The sequence below is a fragment of the Krasilnikovia sp. MM14-A1259 genome, from assembly GCF_047159535.1.
In the GTDB taxonomy this organism is placed as follows: Bacteria; Actinomycetota; Actinomycetes; order Mycobacteriales; family Micromonosporaceae; genus Actinoplanes.
On record NZ_BAAGAJ010000002.1, the window covers coordinates 3,334,315 to 3,349,549 of the forward strand.

Consider the following 15,235-nt stretch of genomic DNA (forward strand, 5'->3'; position numbering starts at 1 on the left):
GTCAGCCTCCTGCCTTGTCGGTGAGGGCCAGCCTCCAGCCGGCGTCGAGCAACTGCTGGGCACGAGCCGCCGGCACGGCGACCGGGGCCGCGGTGCCGGGCGGCTGAAGCTGCACGGAGTAGAGGCCGGTGTGCCGGCCGATCAGGTCCCGCGCGTCGCCGGACTGCAGGAACGCGGCCGCGGCGTCGGGTTCCCACCCGGCGTCGAGCAGGGTCCGCGCCGTCTGGGCGTCCTTGTTGCGGATGTCGGCGGCGTCGCGCTCGTCCTCGCGCAGGAAGTCGACGTCGCGGGAGTCGTACCAGAGCCGCGACGTCGCCGGGTCCGGCGACGGGACCAGGACCTCGAGGCTGCCGGCGGCGTTGCGCCACAGCGGCCGGAAGGTGATCTGCCCGACGGCGCGCTTGGCGGCCTGGAAGTTCCCGGCGTTCAGCGACGAGCCCTGCATGCCCTCCGACAGGGCCGCCACGACGGGATGGATCCCGGCGGCGGCGGCGATGCGGGACTCACCGGCGCCCTGCACGGTCTTGAAGTCCATCTGCTTCATGTCGGCCCCGATGACCGTCACGTCCGCCCCGCCCGCCGTGTACAGGGTCTTACCGGCCGTCTCCGGGCCCTTGTGCTGCGAGTCCATCTTCTCGACGAACAGCTCGAACTGCTCCGGCGTGATCTCCTTCGCCAGCGACACCGCAAGGTTGGGTGTGGCCGCATTCTCGAACCACTTCAGCTTGTGCCGGGTCGCCGCCCCGTCCGACTGGATCTCGCGGACCACCGGCGTCAGCCAGGACATGCCGCGGTACTCGGCGAGCGGGTCGGGCGAGGGAGCGAAGTGCGCCACCTCATCGGCCAGGAACACCACCGGACTGCTGGGCTCCTGCCCGTACAGGGCGCCCTGGCCCTGCTTGCCGCCCTCGTAGTAGATGAAGCCGACCTTGCGGAACCCGACCTGACCGCCGCCCGGCCCGTAGCGGGGCGCGAGCACGATGTCGACCCAGTCGGGGCGCAGCCGCACCAGCTCGTCGTCGACGATCGTGCCGAACCAGTTCCCGGCGAAGTCGGCGTCGAGGATCATCCGGGACAGCATGTCGCCGGTCGTGCCGCCTGCGAACGGGCGCTCGAGGATCGACAGCGACGGGTTGCCGAACAGTTCGGCCGGGCGGCCGCCGCGCAGCGCCTGGAACTGGAAGCGGGCCTCCGCGAAGACCTTGACGCGGACCATCTCGCAGGCGTAGACGATGCCGTTGGACCGGTACGCGTTGTTGACGTACTGGACGAAGCTCTCACCGATCGGCTCCGCCGGCATGTTGCCGTAGGTGGTGCGGTAGCCCATCGGGTCCTGCATGGCGCCGAACTCGGCGGACCACTGCAGGTAGTCCGACAGCGTGTAGCGGGCCACGTCGCCGCGCGGTCGGAAGGCGCTACGGAGGGCGCTGATCAGGCCCACGGTGCTCCTCCCGTCATCGCCACGCCACCATCGGCGCGGTAGGTAGCGGGCGGTGAGCCCGGGGCGTGCAGTGGCCGAACAGCGCCAGTGACGCCGCAGCGAGCGGACCGATGTCGGCGGTCAGGTCGTGCCGCTCCCACGCCCACGAGTTGCCGACCTTGCGCTTGACCGCGCCGGCCACGGCGTCGGTCATGGCCTGCTGGCCGAGATGATGCACGGTCCGGCCCTCCGGGTCGGCGCCGGCGATCCCGTCGTAGAGCAACTGACAGCCGGTCACCACGTCGGCGACGTTCGCCCGGTGCACCGCCAGGCCGGCCGCCTCCGCCTCGTCGGCGACCGCCTTGTCATCGATCACCATCACCGACGGCTTGTGCGCCTCGAGCTGCTTGAGCCGGGGCACGATCCACGCGGTGCCGGGCCGGTAGTCGTCGCCCTGGTCGTCGTTGCCGGTCAGCTCAACCATCCGGCCGCCGCCGTCGCGGGCCCCGGCCGCGGCGATCGCCGAGTAGGAGCGATCCGGCGGCACGTACACGCCGATCGCGGGCCGCCCGGTCATCTCGGCGCCGGGGTCGAGCATCGCGGTCCAGTACCGCTCGGCGATCACCCGGAAGCCGAGCTGCGACGGCTTCGGCGGCCAGATGCCCAAGATCTCCCGAGCGAAGCCCTTGTTGGTCAGCACGTCGCGCATGACCTGCACGTTTTCCTCGCGGACTCGGCCCGAGCGCATCGAGGGCAGCGCGGCCAGCCAGGAGGCCCTGTCGTCGAGGTCCATCTCGTCGATCTGGTCCAGGCTTCCGGCAAGGCCGTAGTCGAACCAGGCCAGGCGCTCCGCCTGGCCGGCCTCGCCGCGGTCGCGTACCGCCATCAGGATCTGCCCGGAGATCGCGTCCAGCGGCGGCGACGACGTGTACCAGACCTGGGCGTTGTCGACGGCCAGCATGGTGGGCATCGACGCTTCCATCTGCTCGTCGGTCAGGGCGTACGCCTCGTCGAGCACGACCAGGTCACCGGTGAAGCCGCGGCCCGCGTTCTTCGTGCGGGCCAGGCATTCGAGTACGGCGCCGTTGACCATCTCCAGGCCCTCTTTGCCGTTGGAGTTGATCACCTTCTTGACGCGGCGGCGCAGGTCGTCCGAGCCGTCGAACAGCCGGATCAGCCGCTTGAAGTGCTTCATCGACGTCTTCAGCTCGTGCGCAGTGTGCACGACCTGCTTCTCGCCGAACAGCACCAGCCCGGCCAGCTCCCGCGCCTCGAGTACGGATCCCTTGCCCTGCTGGCGGGCAACAGCCAGCCCCACTTCGAAGGCCGCCCAGCGGCCGTCGTCGCGCTCGCCCATCGCGTTACGCATGACGAACTGCTGCCAGGGATCGAGGATGAGGCCGGCCGAGGCTGCCAGGTCGATGATCTCGTCGCCCGCGCTGGTGCCGAACCGGGGCAGGTGCAGCACGCGCGGCTGCGCGGCGGCCAGGTCGATGACCGTCATCCGGCGGCGGCCTTGCGCCGGCGATCTGCCCGCCGCTTGGCGATCTCGTCCGCCGGCGCCTTCGCCTTGCCGTCCGGGATCGCGTCGAGCTCGGCGAGGACCTGGCGCAGCTCACGCGACAGCGCGGGCAGCTCCTTGAGCTCCGACGCCGGGCACGCGGCGATGAGCTGATCGCGCAGGCTTTCGAGGATCTCGCGGCGCCCGGCCATCACTCACCGTCCCGTTGGGATCGCTCGGAGGGAGATTTGGCGACTGAGGCGCGGGGTCGTCTGGCCCTGTGGATCACGTGCGAGGGGTACCCCCCACCCCCTGCCGGGGTGGCGGTCACCAGTTGCGTGAGCGCTGTCGCGTGACGACGGTACGGGCGCGCATCCCTTTGGCCTGGCCAGCGCGTCGGTTGCAGCTTGCGTGCGCGAGGCCGCGGTAGCCGGTGCGGTCGTCGGTGTGGTCAAGGTCAAGGCGTGCTGCGTACGCGTGCCACATGGGCTTGCCGCAGTGGTGGCAGGGCTGGCCGTCGTGGTGGCGTAGGTGCTCGAGGGCCGCGAGGCGTGCTCGCTTGTGGCCTATGCCGTAGCCACGCTGGGTGGTGCTGAGTCCTGGCCTGCTCATGGCTCACCGGCCTGTCCCTCTGTGGGAGTCGCCCGATTGGTTGAGGCCCTAGTCTTCGCCGAATGGACCAAATGGAGCGAGCGAATCGAAAGCTGCGCAGAGCGGCTGGATTCATGGGCCTGCTGGCCCGGGTGGAACTGCTGTTCTTCTACGCGGTGGGCGCGGCAGCGTGTGCGTTCGGTGGATGGCTGCTCATGGCGATCGCGCGAGGGTAACCGCCCCGGATACAGCGAACCCCTCGCCACGGGGGTAACGAGGGGTTCTGAGCTGATGCGATGCGCGCTGGACAGGGTGCGCCTGTCGTGATGGCGGTGACAGTACAGCGCGTGATCAACACCGTCAACTGTGGTCGCGCTGCGTCACATCCCCGGTCCGGACCACGGTCATCTGGCGAACGCCGTCGATGACGCACACCCTGACGCCGATCGGCTCGAATTCGTCGGCCAGGAGCTTGGCGGTCCGCTCGACTTGCTCCCGCGAGCGAGGTCCTTCGAGGGCGACGATCAGGGTGTCGCCGGGTCGTACGGCGGCGGCCCAGGCGGGCCCGGTGTCGGTCATGCTGCGGCTCCTTGGCGGCTGCGTCGTGGTGTCCGTGCGAGCCGGTCGGAGATGTCCCCGAACCGGTATGTGGCCTCGATCAGGCCGTCGTCGTCTTCGGCCTGGCCGTGGGCGGCGATCATGTGCCGTGACGCCCAGGCGTTGATCAGCTTGCGGATCTGCTCCTGGGTGCGGTCGGTGTCGAGGTATTGGCCGAGCCGTGCCGCTTCAGCGGCGGTGACGAGACGTCCGTCGAGGGCCTTGCGGAGGATGCCGCGGCTCTCGGCGACGTTCCACTTGAGGCGGCAGTTGCTCTCGGGGCAGCGCACTACGTCTGCGCCCTGGGGCGCGTAGAGCACCTTTCCGCAGTCGCACATGCCGACGAGGTCCTTGTCGGGTGGCCGGTCGACGAGCCGCGCCAGGGCCTCGCACGCGCGGTGCAGGTCCTCGAACGCCTCCGCCGCGGCCTGGTGCTTGCGCAGCCATTCGACCTGCCGTGACAGCCAGGCCGCTTCGAGGGCGAGCGACGGTCCGGGCCAGCGGCGCCGGATGCTGGCGCAGGAGTCGTGCCCGCAGGAGCCGGCGAGTCCGGTGCACATGGGCCCGGCCATGGGCCGCCATCGTGGGCGCCGTCCGGTTTCCTCGGTGACGATCCGGGACCATCCGTAGATTGCCGTCTCTATCGGACTTAGCTTGGCCGCTGCGGTGAGATCCACGGGTAGCGGCTCGACTGAGGACGCCCGTTGACCGGTCCCGAACCGCGCCTGGCGGGCGATCGTGGCTTCCGCGTCCTCGGCATGACCGGCAGCCACTTGCAGGGCTCTGGCGAGCTCTGAGCCGCATGGCGATCGGCACGCGTACGCGCCGTCGGCGATGGGCCGCCCACAGCGGACGCACGGCGCGCTCACTCTCCACCCCTGCGCGACATCCGGCGCTCCAGTGCGGCGACGAGCAGGGCGCCGCCGATGAACCCGAGCAGGAAGCCGGACATCTGGCCGAACTGGACGTGCACGATGCGCACGAACCATCCGAGGGTGATGGCGACCCACGTGAAGAGCCAGCAGAACGTCTGGTCGCTCACGGCTCGATCGCCTCCCACTCGGTGACGGTCTTGGTGCGCCGCTGCAGGTGCGGGCCGTCCGGCCATCCGCCGCAGGACGCGATCAGTGCCACGAACTTGCGCGCGCCGGTCTCGGGGTCACCCAGGTCCGGGTTGCGCTCGGGTGACCAGGTGAAGTCGTACTTCGGGAAACCGGCGCCGGGGTCGCCGGTGACCCGCCATTCCTCGTACGTGGTCACGCGCCCTCCCGTGGGCACTCGTCCGCCTGGACCTTCGGGCAGATCTCGGGCTGAACGCCGCGGGCTGGTTCGTGCGCCGCGAGCGTGCCGGGGCAGTTGCGGCGGTCGTTGTCGTCGGTCCAGCAGCCGCAGGGGCTGAGGCGCAGGGTGGCCTGGCAGTCGGTGCAGGTCGTGGTCGTGAATGGCTGGTTCACGCGTCCTCCCGGGCGGCGAGGGCGTCGAAGCACGCCTTGACGTGTCGCGCGTCAGCGAGGGCGTTATGCAGCCCGGCGTCCTGCTGCGGCATCGGCGGCGACCCTGCGGCGCGGATGGCCTGCTGGAGGTCGTTGGTGAACATCGGCACGCCGGGCGGTAGGGCGATCATCGGCCCGAAGAGCTGGCAGAGCGCCACGTGGTCGTATGCGCCGTAGTCGGCCCACAGCTCCAGGTCGGTGTAGGTCTCCAGGTCGTTGCCGAGCAGGAACGCGGCGACCCGGTTGGCGATGGCTTCCCGGCTGCGTACCGCCGGGTGGTTGAAGTCGAAGAGCCAGCGCTTCGGCATGTGCAGGATCCAGTCGCCGTGAGGCTTCGGGAGGCCGGGTACGACGTTGGCCATGAGCCAGGGGTGCTTGCGGATTCGGCGCCAGGGTGCGTCGCGGTTGACGAGGTACAGCTCGCGGCCGTCGTCGGCGACGATGCCGATCGAGATCAGGTCGATGGTGCGGCCGTCTTCGAGGAACTCGGTGTCGTAGAAGTAGCGGGTCACGCGTCCTCCCGGGGTACGAGCGCCAGGTCGTAGCCGAGCGCGTGAGCAGTACGAATGAGCGAGTCGACGGTGGGCACGCTGTGCCCGCGCTCCCACTTCGAGACGAGCGACTGATCGAAACCTGCACGCGCGGCGAGATCGGACTGAACGGTGCGGAGCATTCGCCGCAGATCGCCGAGGCTGGGGCCAGCCTGGCCGGCATTGTCGATGCGGATCATGATCCTGGCTCCGTGGCAATGCCGCGGCTGGCGATGCCGCGATTCGGCGGGACACCCTGCGGCGCCTGCAGCGGGTCGTAGTCGGTTTCCAGCACGTCCCGAATCAGCAGCGCCGCGGTGACGCCTGGAATCAGGGGGCAGGCCTCCACCTGGTCGGCCAGGGCCAGCATGCGGCGCACCAGCTTGGCGCCGTGGGGCCGCCAGACGGCCTCGAGGGCGAGCAGGTCGACGGGATCCATCACAGCCCCCCGACCTGATTCCAGGCGTCCGCGGTGGGCGGCGGCTGAACGGCAGCGGCGGCCAAGCGGTCGAGGATGAACGGGCGGCAGAGTTGGTTCTGCAGTTGCTTGCCGCGCAGCTTCGGCCCTAGCAGCTCGATGTAGGCCACGCCGCGGCCGCGGGGGCCGTTCATGGCGAGCAGCGGAACGGCCTTGACCCAGTTGGCGACCTCGACGAGCCGGTCCCATTCGGCCGGCGGCAGCGCGCCGTCGGTCTTGCACTGGACGAGGACCAGCTCGCCCGGCTTGAAACCGGCGAGGTCGATCTTCGTGCCGCCCTTGCTGCCGGCGGCCCGGATGACGTCGTACCCGTTGGCGGCGAGGTCGTCGCGGGTCTTCCACTCGAAGCGGCGCCCGGTGCCGTAGTGGTTCATGGCGATCACGCGTCCCGCTCCGCGATGGCCTGCCGCAGGTACGCCGCCAGGTCGAGGGCCTCCTGGTAGGCGTCGACCAGGGCGTCACGGCCGTTGTGCGCCTGCAGCGGCGTGCCGTAGCGCTGGACACCGACGCGCTCGCGTTCCTCGAGGTCGGCGCGGACGAGCGCCAGGATGGACGGCCGGTCGTTCGGGACGGGCGGGGGCTGGTCGGCGATCTGCGTCATGGGGATCTCCTTGAGGCGGACGAAGTGGCGGTACACGATCGGGGCGAAGTGCTCGGGGTCGCTCACGGCTCCTCCTCCGGGAGCAGGGCGAGCCGGAGGCCGTAGACGGCCGCCAGGCGGCTCAGGACGTCGACCGGCGGGTTACGGGCGCCGCGCTCGTATGTGCTGAGGGCTTCGCGGGAGATCCGGGCTGCCGCGGCCGCCTCGGCCTGGGTGAAGCCGAGCAGGGCACGGCGGACGACGAGCTCGGTACGCATGTGCTCCCAGACGGGCGTGTGGACGTTGGTCATCACGCGCCGTCGCAGCCGCTGAGGTGGGCCTGGGAGTCGTAGGGCCACCGGCAGGCCGGGCAGACGTCGTCGCGGTCGGGCCACAAGGGCGCATCGGAGGCGGCCGGCGGCGCCGACCCGGGCCCGCCGACCTGGCTGGTGACATTTCTGGAAGCGCCTGCGTTTCCAGAAATGTCAGTAAGGGATTCGGTCGACGGCCCTACTTCTTGTATTCCAACATTCCGTGTAGTGACATTTCTGGAAACCAGGGCCTTGAGCGCGAGCTGGTCGACAAGATCGGACAGCACATACCGCCACCCCTGCGACCCTTCCCGCTGGTGCTGCTCGAGCAGGCTGAGCAGGTGCAGCGCCTGCAGCTCGCGGTCCACCGTGTTGTGTGGCCGCTGCAGCCGCTTGCGGACCTCCGTGGTCGTGGAGTGCGGATGATTGAGCAGGTCCTCGAGGATGGCCAGCCGCAGCGGCGGCATCGAGTCCCCCGCCACCCGGACCGCGGTGGCCAGGGCGCGCTCGCGGCCCATGCCGAGAGCCAGACCACCGCGGACGAGCTGGCCGAGCATCTTGGCGAACCGGGTCGGCATCTCCGGGGCATGCGCGTCGGTGACATTGCCCTGATAGTCGCGCTCCACTGCCGTGCGGGCGAAGGTGACCAGGTCGGCGACGGACAGCAGCACGTCCATGTCGGCGTCCTCGAGCTCGGCCCGCTCGGGCCGCAGGTGGAACCGCATCAACTCGACGACGGCCTGGGCGAGGTCGGTGCGCATCTTGGTCTCGTGGTTGACATTGCGCAGGGCCTGGCGGCCGGCGGCGAGACGTCCGCTGGTGGAGTCGACACGGACCAGCGCGAACCGGTCCCCCATGGCGGCGATGACGCCGTGGGCGGCGTCGTACGCGGTGGTGACCGCGCCGACCATGACGATGCGGCCTTCCCAGGTCAGCGTCTTGCCGCCGTCGGTGCCGACGTTGCGTTCCCACCGGCCGTCGTAGACCTCCCGCAGCGCGGCGAGCACGGAGGCGCGCAGGTCCCGGTTCATGGACAAGATGGACGTGAAGTCCTTGACGACGAGGATGCCCTTGTCGCCGATCTTGCGCAGCAGCCCGCCGGTGGCGCCGCGCTGCTTCTCCTTGGCCGGGGTGGCGGAGAGCAGCGCGCCCTCGCTGGTGACGGTGCTGGTGATGTGGGCGCCGATGCCGGCCAGGGCGCCGACGGTCTCGGTCTTGGCGTTGCCGCTGCCGGAGACGACCAGCAGCCACGGCGGGTCGCCGCCAAGGTCGTTGCAGGCGGCGACGGCCAGGACGGCGTCGAGGCTGCCGGTGTCGTACTCGGCGCCGAGCCAGCGGCGGAAGGTGCGGTGGCACGCCTCGATGCCGGTCTGCCGGTCGAGCTCCTCGTTGATCTCGTCGGTGGAGAGCTGCCTCATGCGACGGCCTCGAGGGCGCGCAACGGCCGGCCGGTTTCCCAGTCGACGGGGCCGCCCTGATAGGCGGGCGGCCCGGACCGGCGTTCCATCTCGGCCAGGCGGGCGGCGACCCGCTGCTCCCGGGTCTGTGCCGGGGTGTGGTTTTCCTGCCAGCAGGCGACGGTCTCGGCGAGGTCGGCGGCCAGGGTGTGGCGGCGGCCGGTGTCGTAGGCGAGGGCGACCAGGTAGGCGACCTGTTCGTCGGTCCACGGCCGGCCGCGTCTGCTCCGCAGGGCTTCGGTGGCGGCGAGCGTGGTTCCGGGATCGAGGTTGATGGTCACCTGCGGGCCTTTCTGCGGTGCTGGTCGTGGGAGGTTCGTGGCCTTGCAGGGGTGGTGCGCCCCGGGCCGGTGGCGGCCGACCCGGGGCGCTGACTAAAAGGGGATGTCGTCGTCGAATGCGGTGGCTGGCGCGGTCGCTGCGGGAACGCCGGCGTCCCGGACGCCTGGCGCGGCCACGGGCTGCCCGCCGCTGCCGTTCGTGGCTTCCCACTTGGCCAGCTCGGCCTGCTTGTCGTAGCGGGCGCCCCCGACGAGCCACGGCATCTCGTCGACGGGCTTGCCTGCACCGGGGCCGCCGGCGGGCGGCTCGTACTCGGCGGACCAGGTGTTGACCTTGTTGTTGCCGTCGGCGATCTTGCCGTTGAAGGTGACGAAGATCTTGCCGCCGATCTCGATTCCGACGCGGTGGGCCTTGGCCTTCTTCAGCGCGATGGCGACGGCGTCGCCGCCTCGCTTGCCCTCGGTGGTAGTGCCGCGGCGCCCCTTGCGCGGGTCGATGAAGATGCGGCGTTCGGTGTCGCCGTTCTCGTCCTCGACGCCGGTCTCGACGGTGATTTCCCACTGGCAGATCGGGTCGTTGGGTCGGCCGTCGGGCGCGAACGGCGCGAAGGACTTGGCCCACTTGCCGTCGGGAGTTTGCTCGAGGTAGAGCGGCCGGCGGGATTCGACGTCGGCGTTCTGCACGACGCGGAAATCGACGATCTCGCCGCCATGCCGGTCACCAGGGTTGGTGAACTTGGCGTACGGAGCGCTGCTGGCGCCGATGGGCATGTGATTCTCCTTCGTGTTGGTGTGGTTCAGGCCGAGAGCAGCTCGGCCTTGCGGGCGGCCGCGGCGGCGGTGTGCGCCGGTGTCCACTTGCCCTTCGGGTGCAGGTCGCGGTACAGGGCGACCAGGGCCGAGGGGTGGTTGGCCGACCGGATGAGGGTGAGCACCCGGTCACCCGTGGCCGCCAGCGGCGGCGTGTAGGGCGCGCCCATGGCCTTGCTGCGGTCGCGGAACTGACGGACGGTGTGCGCCGCTCGCGCGGCTTCCCACCCGGCGACCAGATCGAGCTGGTAGAGGGTGCAGGTGGCCTTGCCCACGGGTAGGTGCATGACGATCCCGAGGCAGCGGCAGAGCTCCTCAGGCATGGGGACTAGGTCGCCGGTGGCGGTGTCGACCATCGCGTCGGCGTAGGCGTACTCGGCCAGTTGGATCGCGATGGACAACCAGCCCATGTCGACGGACTTTTGGGTTTTCAGGTCGCCGATCTTCAGGGTGCCCCCGCACCCGGGGCATGGGGTGGGCATGACGAGGATGCGGTCGGTGGTGCCCGCGGCGTCGACGCCGGTGTTGACCAGGATCCGTTCGATGTAGTCGGCGGGTCGCCCGATTCCTGCCCCATCCATGACCGTGAGGTAGGCGTCCAGATCCTCGACCAGCTTGTCGGGGATCTGGTCGCCGATCTCGTTGAGGCGCCCGGCGTCGGCGTACTCGGTGATGGTGTGCAGCAGCGTGCCCCAGGACGCCCCGTCGCCCGCACCGGCTACCTCCGCGGCGGCGTCGCAGAGCAGGTCGAGCTGTTCCTTGATCTTCTTCGCGGCCCGCCAGTCGGTCGCCTGGGCCAGCTCGTCGGCGAGGTCGCCGACGCCCTGGAGCAGCGCCGGTTCCGCGGCGGCACCCTGCAGCACCATCCGCCGCTTCCACTGCGTCAGGTGGTGGGTGTCCTCGAGTGTGTGCGCGATGGTGGTGGCACGAGTCCAGGACCGCGGTGCGCCGTCCTTCGGGTCCGGTAGCACGTACCGGCCGTACTGGTCGCGGACCGGCTCGGGCCGCATCGACTGGATGAACGGAACGGTGCTCACTGCCCCATCACCGCCTGTCCGACCTCGACGCCGGCCTGCTCGACGATGTCGTACGTGCGCCGGAGCTCGATCAGCTCCTCGGTGAGCTCGACCTGCCCGGCGAGACGGCCGCGGTGGAAGAGCGTCGAGTGCTCGCTGGGCAGCAGGCGGAGGGCGACGAGGACATCGAGGACCCGGCGGCCGTCGCTGGTGTCGATACGCACCTGGTAGGCGGGGTCACCGGCGTAGATGTGGGCGTCGTGATCGCCTGGGTCGGTCTGGATGGACAGCACGGTGTCGGTGCCGTCAAGGGTCCAGCTATACAGGCGACGGCCATCCTCGTAGCGGTGCAGTGCGAAGGTGAGACGCGCGCCGTGGCGCTGGTGCGCCCAGCGGATGGCTTGGCCGGCGGCGTGCCGGTCGTCAAAGAGCCTCATGCCGCGCTACCTCGCTTCCGCTGCTCGGCGGCGGCCTTGTCCGCGGCCTCCCGGGGCTCGGCGTGCTCCTTGCAGAGCCGCAGGACCCCCCCCCGTTGCGCGGACGGTGCGCACTCGCCGGGCACTGCGCGGCAGCGGGCCGTCGCCGTGGTTCTCGTGCAGGTAGGTCACGCACTCGTCGCAGGCGACCCGCCTGCCCGAGTAGCTGGTCCAGGCGGGACGCTGGTCGCGCTCGAGCTGGGCGAGCGTCTTGGCAGCCCGTACGCCCGGCCGTTCGGGCTCAGGGAAGAGCGGGATGGTTTCGATGGTCATCGGTCGCTCCCAATGAAGTCGGTGGGCAGGCGCCGCGTGGCCGTCCCGGCGTTGCGGGGGCGGAGGCGGGCGGGCCGCGGAAAGGTGTCGGTGACGTCGATCAGCCCGGCGGCGATCACGTAGATGCGGCGGCGTGCGACGGCCTGGCCGGTGCGGTCGAGTTCGTAGCCCTCGAGCCAGGCCATGCCGTCCCAGGTGGAGGCAGGGTCGACGCTGACGACGCGGAAGTGGATGGGCCGGAAGTTGTGCGGCACGCCGCAGTCGGCCCCGACTCGGTAGACGTGCCCGGACTTGATGTCGCGGCGGATCACCAGCCCTCACCGCCGACGCCCATGCGAGTGCCGGAACGGCAGCCGTAAGGCGAGCACCCGTCCGGGTCGCCCAGCTCGGCGAGCGTGTCGAGCAGGTCGCCCTGTCGGCCGCGCCACTCGGCCCGGGTCACGCGGTCGATCGGCGCGATGGCCAGTGGCACCCGGGAGCGGTGCAGAAACGCCTCCCCGTTTAGCGGTAGGCCACGGGCGCCGCCCTTGCGGATGGCCTGGTCGAACGCGACCGCGTCGGCCCACTCGTCGGGGTGGTTGTCCCGCAGCTCGCGCCACTGGGCGTTGCCGTGGAACGGGCACCCGATGCACGCACTCTTGGCGGTCTCGCCCCAGCCGCGTGCCGCGAGCCAGCGCTCACAGTCCTTGCGGGACATCTCCAGCTCAAGCAGCGGGTACCGCTTGCGGACATACGACACGCGGTCCCGATCGGATACGCGGTGGATCTCGTCGGTGGAGAAGCCGATCCACTGCTCGGCCACGCGGCCACGGGGCACGCGCCGGAAGTCGGGAGCGGCCGCGCCAAGCAGCTCGCGAACCTTGCGGTTGATCGGCGCCAGCTTGTATTCGCTGGTGCACTGCCGCCTCCCCATCCCTTCCGAGCCGTCCGGGTTGCGCACGAAGTAGGGCACGCTGGCGTACCGATGCCCGGGGTCGAGCGCGTCGGCGCGCAGGTCGCCGCTGGACACCCGGTAGAGCGGGATGTCGGCGGCGGCGAGAACCTCGGCGAGCCGGTTGAGGTGGGCATACACGCGGCGCGGCTCCCAGCCGGTGTCCGCGAAGATCGCACCGTCGAGGCCGGGCAGGGTGCCATCGGCCGCCATCAGGGCGAGGACCGTGGACTGAACACCGGCCCCGAGGGACAGGAGTCGCAGGCTGCGCGAGTTCACCGGTCCTCACCGCCCGCCTCGAGGACGACGGTGGCCAGCTCGGCGAGGATGAGCTGCTTGCTGAGTGCGGCCAGCTCCTCGCGTGCCAGCTCGGCCTTCTCCCGGGCCACGTCGCGGTCGACGCGGGCGGCGTCGCGTTCGGTTCGCGCCTGCTCGGCGTCGTCGCGGCGGTCCCGGAACCCGACGTAGAACAGGGCGGCCAGGACGGTGAGGAAGACGATGACGACCAGCTCGCCGAGGGCGGCGACCGCAAGGATCCCGGTCATGCGGTCGCCGCCCGGTTCTGGTGGCGCCGTCCCAGCGGGACGAGCTGGACGTACTCGGGCACGGGCACGGCCCGGCAGCCGTTGTCGATCTCGCGCGAGTAGTGCAGGCCGCTGTCGTTGCGGCGGCGCTGGAGGCGGGTCACGACGCCCTCCGGTTCTGCGGGGCGGGGCGGCCGTAGCGGCCCTCCCACCAGTCGCCTTGGTAGCCGGCGGCGGCCCAGGCGTTGACCCGGTCGGCGGCCGCGGGCCAGCCGATCTCGGCAGCCACCTCGCGGTACGTCGGCGGCTCGGCGGTGGCCCGGACGGCCAGTTCGGCGCGGACCCGGTTGAGGCCGTGGTGGCGCAGGCCTGCGGGGATGGTGACGTGGTCGCGGAGGTTGCGGGTCTCGCCGTCGGTGCTGTGCTGGGAGCGGTGGATAGTCATCGCGCACCGTCCCGGAACTGCTGGCGGCGCGCGGAGACGAGCGCGCCCATCTCGCGAATGTCGATGGCCTGGGCACCGGCTGCGATGGCCTCGGTCCGCTTGCTGTCGACGACGTCGTAGTGGAAGTGCACGCACACGTCGTCGATGGCGGGGCAGGCGCCGTGCTTGCAGCGACTCTGGAACCACGCACGGCGCAGGCCGATCTTCGCGGCGAAGTCGTGCAGCTCCGCAGGGGTGTCAGCGGTCAGGTGAGACCAGCGGCCATGGAGTCGGCCGACGGTGGCCGGCGTCCGGAAGTTGTCGACGTAGACGGTCATTCCCGACCACCGTCCTCGACGTCGATGTCGAACGTGGATTCGGCCGGGGACAGGTCGTACGACACCGGCGCCTCGTCGTACGACCTGCATACGGCGCACTCGTGGCCGAGCTCGGTGTTCTCGTGGCAGTCGGAGACGCAGCCCCAACAGAAAGCCGTGTCCCTGTACTGGCGCAGGCCCTCCGGGGAGCTGTCGGCCGGGTCGAAGAAGCCCCGACAGCGGGCGCATCGGCCGGCGTCCTCGACGTCGACGGCGGACCAGACGCCGACGCGGCCGAAGCCGAGCCACAGTGGCGAGTCGCTGTCCATGGCCCACTTCTCGGCCCTGACGGCGACGAACTGTCTGCGCGGGTTGTCGAGAACACCGCTGTCCGTCGGCTCGCCGAGGCCGAGGACCTGCGCCCAGGCGGAAACAGCGTCGCGGCTGTTGGGGTCCAGCGTCAGCTCGCAGCCGCCGACGGTGCCGCTGAAGCTGATCTGCATCGGCACGGGCAGGCCGTGCTGGATCGCCAGGTCGGCGATCGTGCGCAGCGCGGTGGCGCGGCGCTGGTCGGGCGTTCCGGGTGCTGGCTGTTCGGTCGACATGGGATACTGGCCTTTCGGTCGATGCCGCCACCCGCGTCCGTGGAAAGTCCGGGTGGCGGCATTGCTGTTGGTGGATCCGGGCCCGGCCCACGGCTGTCTCGAAGCGGCGTAGGCCGGGCCCGGGGTCTCAGGCGGCCTTGCGCTTGCGGGTTGGCGGCTGGATGCCGACGGGCAGGTCGGGACGCAGCAGCACGGCAAGCTGGATGCGCTTCGCCGGCGAGAGCGGGGGCGCCTGGCCGACGAGGCGGCGGACCGCCTCGTCGAGCGCCGGGTTGGTGCTCATGCCGCCCGCTCAGGCTTCTGAGCTCCGGCGATCTGGTCGACGCTGTGGCTGCTGGTAATGGCGGCCAGCGGAATGCTGAGGGTGTCGGCGATGCGCCTGAGCAGCTCGTCGGACGCGTGCTTGCCGCGCTCGATGTTGCAGAGGTGGCTGCGGCTGATGCCGACTGTGGCGGCGAAGGTGATGCCTTTCCAGCCTTTGGCCGTCCTGATGGCCTTGATGGCGGCACCGTTGGGAACTGGCATGTTGGAAACAGTAGGAAACAGATGGCATCACGTCAAGCACCTGAACGGCCCATGTGGCAATGGTCGGCGTTTGCCCAGCTACAGATGGAATCAGA

At 70.6% G+C, this 15,235-nt stretch carries 30 protein-coding genes; 1 reads left to right on the top strand and 29 read right to left on the bottom strand.

Annotation, left to right across the window (positions count from 1 at the left end):
• Position 1: 1 nt before the first annotated feature.
• The 4 genes from ACMCNK_RS14735 to ACMCNK_RS14750 form a co-directional block, all read right to left on the bottom strand.
• Positions 2-1,441 (bottom strand): phage portal protein, encoded by a 1,440-nt coding sequence (locus tag ACMCNK_RS14735; protein ID WP_412736981.1) that lies wholly within the window; start codon positions 1,439-1,441, stop codon positions 2-4.
• Between the two features lie 13 nt (positions 1,442-1,454).
• Positions 1,455-2,924 carry a terminase large subunit domain-containing protein gene (locus ACMCNK_RS14740; protein ID WP_412736982.1) on the bottom strand — a complete coding sequence of 490 codons (1,470 nt, stop codon included), beginning with the start codon at positions 2,922-2,924 and terminating at the stop codon, positions 1,455-1,457.
• The gene (locus tag ACMCNK_RS14745; protein WP_412736983.1) at positions 2,921-3,133 is read right to left on the bottom strand and encodes a hypothetical protein; all 213 of its coding nucleotides are present in this window, start codon (positions 3,131-3,133) and stop codon (positions 2,921-2,923) included. Before ACMCNK_RS14745 ends, ACMCNK_RS14740 begins: the two co-directional genes overlap by 4 nt.
• Before the next feature lie 115 nt (positions 3,134-3,248).
• Positions 3,249-3,533 carry an endonuclease domain-containing protein gene (locus ACMCNK_RS14750; protein WP_412736984.1) on the bottom strand — a complete coding sequence of 95 codons (285 nt, stop codon included), beginning with the start codon at positions 3,531-3,533 and terminating at the stop codon, positions 3,249-3,251.
• Positions 3,534-3,595: 62 nt separating this feature from the next.
• Here ACMCNK_RS14750 and ACMCNK_RS14755 point away from each other — a divergent pair, with 62 nt between their 5' ends.
• Positions 3,596-3,748 (top strand): hypothetical protein, encoded by a 153-nt coding sequence (locus tag ACMCNK_RS14755; RefSeq protein ID WP_412736985.1) that lies wholly within the window; start codon positions 3,596-3,598, stop codon positions 3,746-3,748.
• A gap of 124 nt (positions 3,749-3,872) precedes the next feature.
• On the opposite strand, the gene ACMCNK_RS14760 is transcribed toward ACMCNK_RS14755, so the two are convergent.
• The 25 genes from ACMCNK_RS14760 to ACMCNK_RS14880 form a co-directional block, all read right to left on the bottom strand.
• Positions 3,873-4,091, bottom strand: coding sequence for a hypothetical protein (locus ACMCNK_RS14760; protein WP_412736986.1), 219 nt, complete (start codon positions 4,089-4,091; stop codon positions 3,873-3,875).
• The gene (locus ACMCNK_RS14765; protein ID WP_412736987.1) at positions 4,088-4,681 is read right to left on the bottom strand and encodes a hypothetical protein; all 594 of its coding nucleotides are present in this window, start codon (positions 4,679-4,681) and stop codon (positions 4,088-4,090) included. Before ACMCNK_RS14765 ends, ACMCNK_RS14760 begins: the two co-directional genes overlap by 4 nt.
• A 293-nt stretch (positions 4,682-4,974) precedes the next feature.
• The gene (locus tag ACMCNK_RS14770; RefSeq protein WP_412736988.1) at positions 4,975-5,151 is read right to left on the bottom strand and encodes a hypothetical protein; all 177 of its coding nucleotides are present in this window, start codon (positions 5,149-5,151) and stop codon (positions 4,975-4,977) included.
• Entirely contained in the window at positions 5,148-5,369 is a 222-nt protein-coding gene (locus tag ACMCNK_RS14775) for a hypothetical protein (RefSeq protein ID WP_412736989.1), read from the bottom strand. Before ACMCNK_RS14775 ends, ACMCNK_RS14770 begins: the two co-directional genes overlap by 4 nt.
• Complete coding sequence (locus tag ACMCNK_RS14780) at positions 5,366-5,563, bottom strand: hypothetical protein (protein ID WP_412736990.1); 198 nt, start codon at positions 5,561-5,563, stop codon at positions 5,366-5,368. The genes ACMCNK_RS14775 and ACMCNK_RS14780 overlap by 4 nt, the downstream gene beginning before the upstream one ends.
• Positions 5,560-6,114 carry a hypothetical protein gene (locus ACMCNK_RS14785; protein ID WP_412736991.1) on the bottom strand — a complete coding sequence of 185 codons (555 nt, stop codon included), beginning with the start codon at positions 6,112-6,114 and terminating at the stop codon, positions 5,560-5,562. The genes ACMCNK_RS14780 and ACMCNK_RS14785 overlap by 4 nt, the downstream gene beginning before the upstream one ends.
• Positions 6,111-6,332: a helix-turn-helix domain-containing protein gene (locus ACMCNK_RS14790; RefSeq protein ID WP_412736992.1), complete on the bottom strand. Its 222-nt coding sequence runs from the start codon at positions 6,330-6,332 to the stop codon at positions 6,111-6,113. The genes ACMCNK_RS14785 and ACMCNK_RS14790 overlap by 4 nt, the downstream gene beginning before the upstream one ends.
• Positions 6,329-6,571 (bottom strand): hypothetical protein, encoded by a 243-nt coding sequence (locus ACMCNK_RS14795; RefSeq protein ID WP_412736993.1) that lies wholly within the window; start codon positions 6,569-6,571, stop codon positions 6,329-6,331. Before ACMCNK_RS14795 ends, ACMCNK_RS14790 begins: the two co-directional genes overlap by 4 nt.
• Positions 6,571-6,984, bottom strand: coding sequence for a hypothetical protein (locus ACMCNK_RS14800; RefSeq protein WP_412740859.1), 414 nt, complete (start codon positions 6,982-6,984; stop codon positions 6,571-6,573). The genes ACMCNK_RS14795 and ACMCNK_RS14800 overlap by 1 nt, the downstream gene beginning before the upstream one ends.
• Before the next feature lie 5 nt (positions 6,985-6,989).
• Positions 6,990-7,277, bottom strand: a complete 288-nt coding sequence (locus tag ACMCNK_RS14805) for a hypothetical protein (protein WP_412736994.1) — start codon at positions 7,275-7,277, stop codon at positions 6,990-6,992.
• Positions 7,274-7,501, bottom strand: coding sequence for a helix-turn-helix domain-containing protein (locus ACMCNK_RS14810; RefSeq protein WP_412736995.1), 228 nt, complete (start codon positions 7,499-7,501; stop codon positions 7,274-7,276). Before ACMCNK_RS14810 ends, ACMCNK_RS14805 begins: the two co-directional genes overlap by 4 nt.
• Positions 7,501-8,919 carry a hypothetical protein gene (locus ACMCNK_RS14815; protein WP_412736996.1) on the bottom strand — a complete coding sequence of 473 codons (1,419 nt, stop codon included), beginning with the start codon at positions 8,917-8,919 and terminating at the stop codon, positions 7,501-7,503. Before ACMCNK_RS14815 ends, ACMCNK_RS14810 begins: the two co-directional genes overlap by 1 nt.
• Positions 8,916-9,239 (bottom strand): hypothetical protein, encoded by a 324-nt coding sequence (locus ACMCNK_RS14820; protein WP_412736997.1) that lies wholly within the window; start codon positions 9,237-9,239, stop codon positions 8,916-8,918. Before ACMCNK_RS14820 ends, ACMCNK_RS14815 begins: the two co-directional genes overlap by 4 nt.
• Positions 9,240-9,332: 93 nt before the next feature.
• Entirely contained in the window at positions 9,333-10,010 is a 678-nt protein-coding gene (locus ACMCNK_RS14825) for a hypothetical protein (protein WP_412736998.1), read from the bottom strand.
• A gap of 26 nt (positions 10,011-10,036) precedes the next feature.
• Positions 10,037-11,086 carry a hypothetical protein gene (locus ACMCNK_RS14830; RefSeq protein ID WP_412736999.1) on the bottom strand — a complete coding sequence of 350 codons (1,050 nt, stop codon included), beginning with the start codon at positions 11,084-11,086 and terminating at the stop codon, positions 10,037-10,039.
• Positions 11,083-11,502, bottom strand: a complete 420-nt coding sequence (locus ACMCNK_RS14835; RefSeq protein ID WP_412737000.1) for a hypothetical protein — start codon at positions 11,500-11,502, stop codon at positions 11,083-11,085. The genes ACMCNK_RS14830 and ACMCNK_RS14835 overlap by 4 nt, the downstream gene beginning before the upstream one ends.
• A gap of 308 nt (positions 11,503-11,810) precedes the next feature.
• Positions 11,811-12,125 (bottom strand): hypothetical protein, encoded by a 315-nt coding sequence (locus tag ACMCNK_RS14840; protein ID WP_412737001.1) that lies wholly within the window; start codon positions 12,123-12,125, stop codon positions 11,811-11,813.
• Complete coding sequence (locus tag ACMCNK_RS14845) at positions 12,122-13,024, bottom strand: hypothetical protein (RefSeq protein WP_412737002.1); 903 nt, start codon at positions 13,022-13,024, stop codon at positions 12,122-12,124. The genes ACMCNK_RS14840 and ACMCNK_RS14845 overlap by 4 nt, the downstream gene beginning before the upstream one ends.
• The gene (locus ACMCNK_RS14850; protein WP_412737003.1) at positions 13,021-13,290 is read right to left on the bottom strand and encodes a hypothetical protein; all 270 of its coding nucleotides are present in this window, start codon (positions 13,288-13,290) and stop codon (positions 13,021-13,023) included. The genes ACMCNK_RS14845 and ACMCNK_RS14850 overlap by 4 nt, the downstream gene beginning before the upstream one ends.
• Entirely contained in the window at positions 13,287-13,433 is a 147-nt protein-coding gene (locus ACMCNK_RS14855) for a hypothetical protein (RefSeq protein ID WP_412737004.1), read from the bottom strand. The genes ACMCNK_RS14850 and ACMCNK_RS14855 overlap by 4 nt, the downstream gene beginning before the upstream one ends.
• Complete coding sequence (locus ACMCNK_RS14860) at positions 13,430-13,714, bottom strand: hypothetical protein (RefSeq protein ID WP_412737005.1); 285 nt, start codon at positions 13,712-13,714, stop codon at positions 13,430-13,432. Before ACMCNK_RS14860 ends, ACMCNK_RS14855 begins: the two co-directional genes overlap by 4 nt.
• Positions 13,711-14,031, bottom strand: a complete 321-nt coding sequence (locus ACMCNK_RS14865; RefSeq protein ID WP_412737006.1) for a DUF4031 domain-containing protein — start codon at positions 14,029-14,031, stop codon at positions 13,711-13,713. Before ACMCNK_RS14865 ends, ACMCNK_RS14860 begins: the two co-directional genes overlap by 4 nt.
• Positions 14,028-14,615 carry a hypothetical protein gene (locus ACMCNK_RS14870; protein WP_412737007.1) on the bottom strand — a complete coding sequence of 196 codons (588 nt, stop codon included), beginning with the start codon at positions 14,613-14,615 and terminating at the stop codon, positions 14,028-14,030. The genes ACMCNK_RS14865 and ACMCNK_RS14870 overlap by 4 nt, the downstream gene beginning before the upstream one ends.
• A gap of 127 nt (positions 14,616-14,742) precedes the next feature.
• Complete coding sequence (locus tag ACMCNK_RS14875; protein WP_412737008.1) at positions 14,743-14,898, bottom strand: hypothetical protein; 156 nt, start codon at positions 14,896-14,898, stop codon at positions 14,743-14,745.
• Positions 14,895-15,140, bottom strand: a complete 246-nt coding sequence (locus ACMCNK_RS14880) for a helix-turn-helix domain-containing protein (RefSeq protein WP_412737009.1) — start codon at positions 15,138-15,140, stop codon at positions 14,895-14,897. Before ACMCNK_RS14880 ends, ACMCNK_RS14875 begins: the two co-directional genes overlap by 4 nt.
• Between the last annotated feature and the right edge of the window lie 95 nt (positions 15,141-15,235).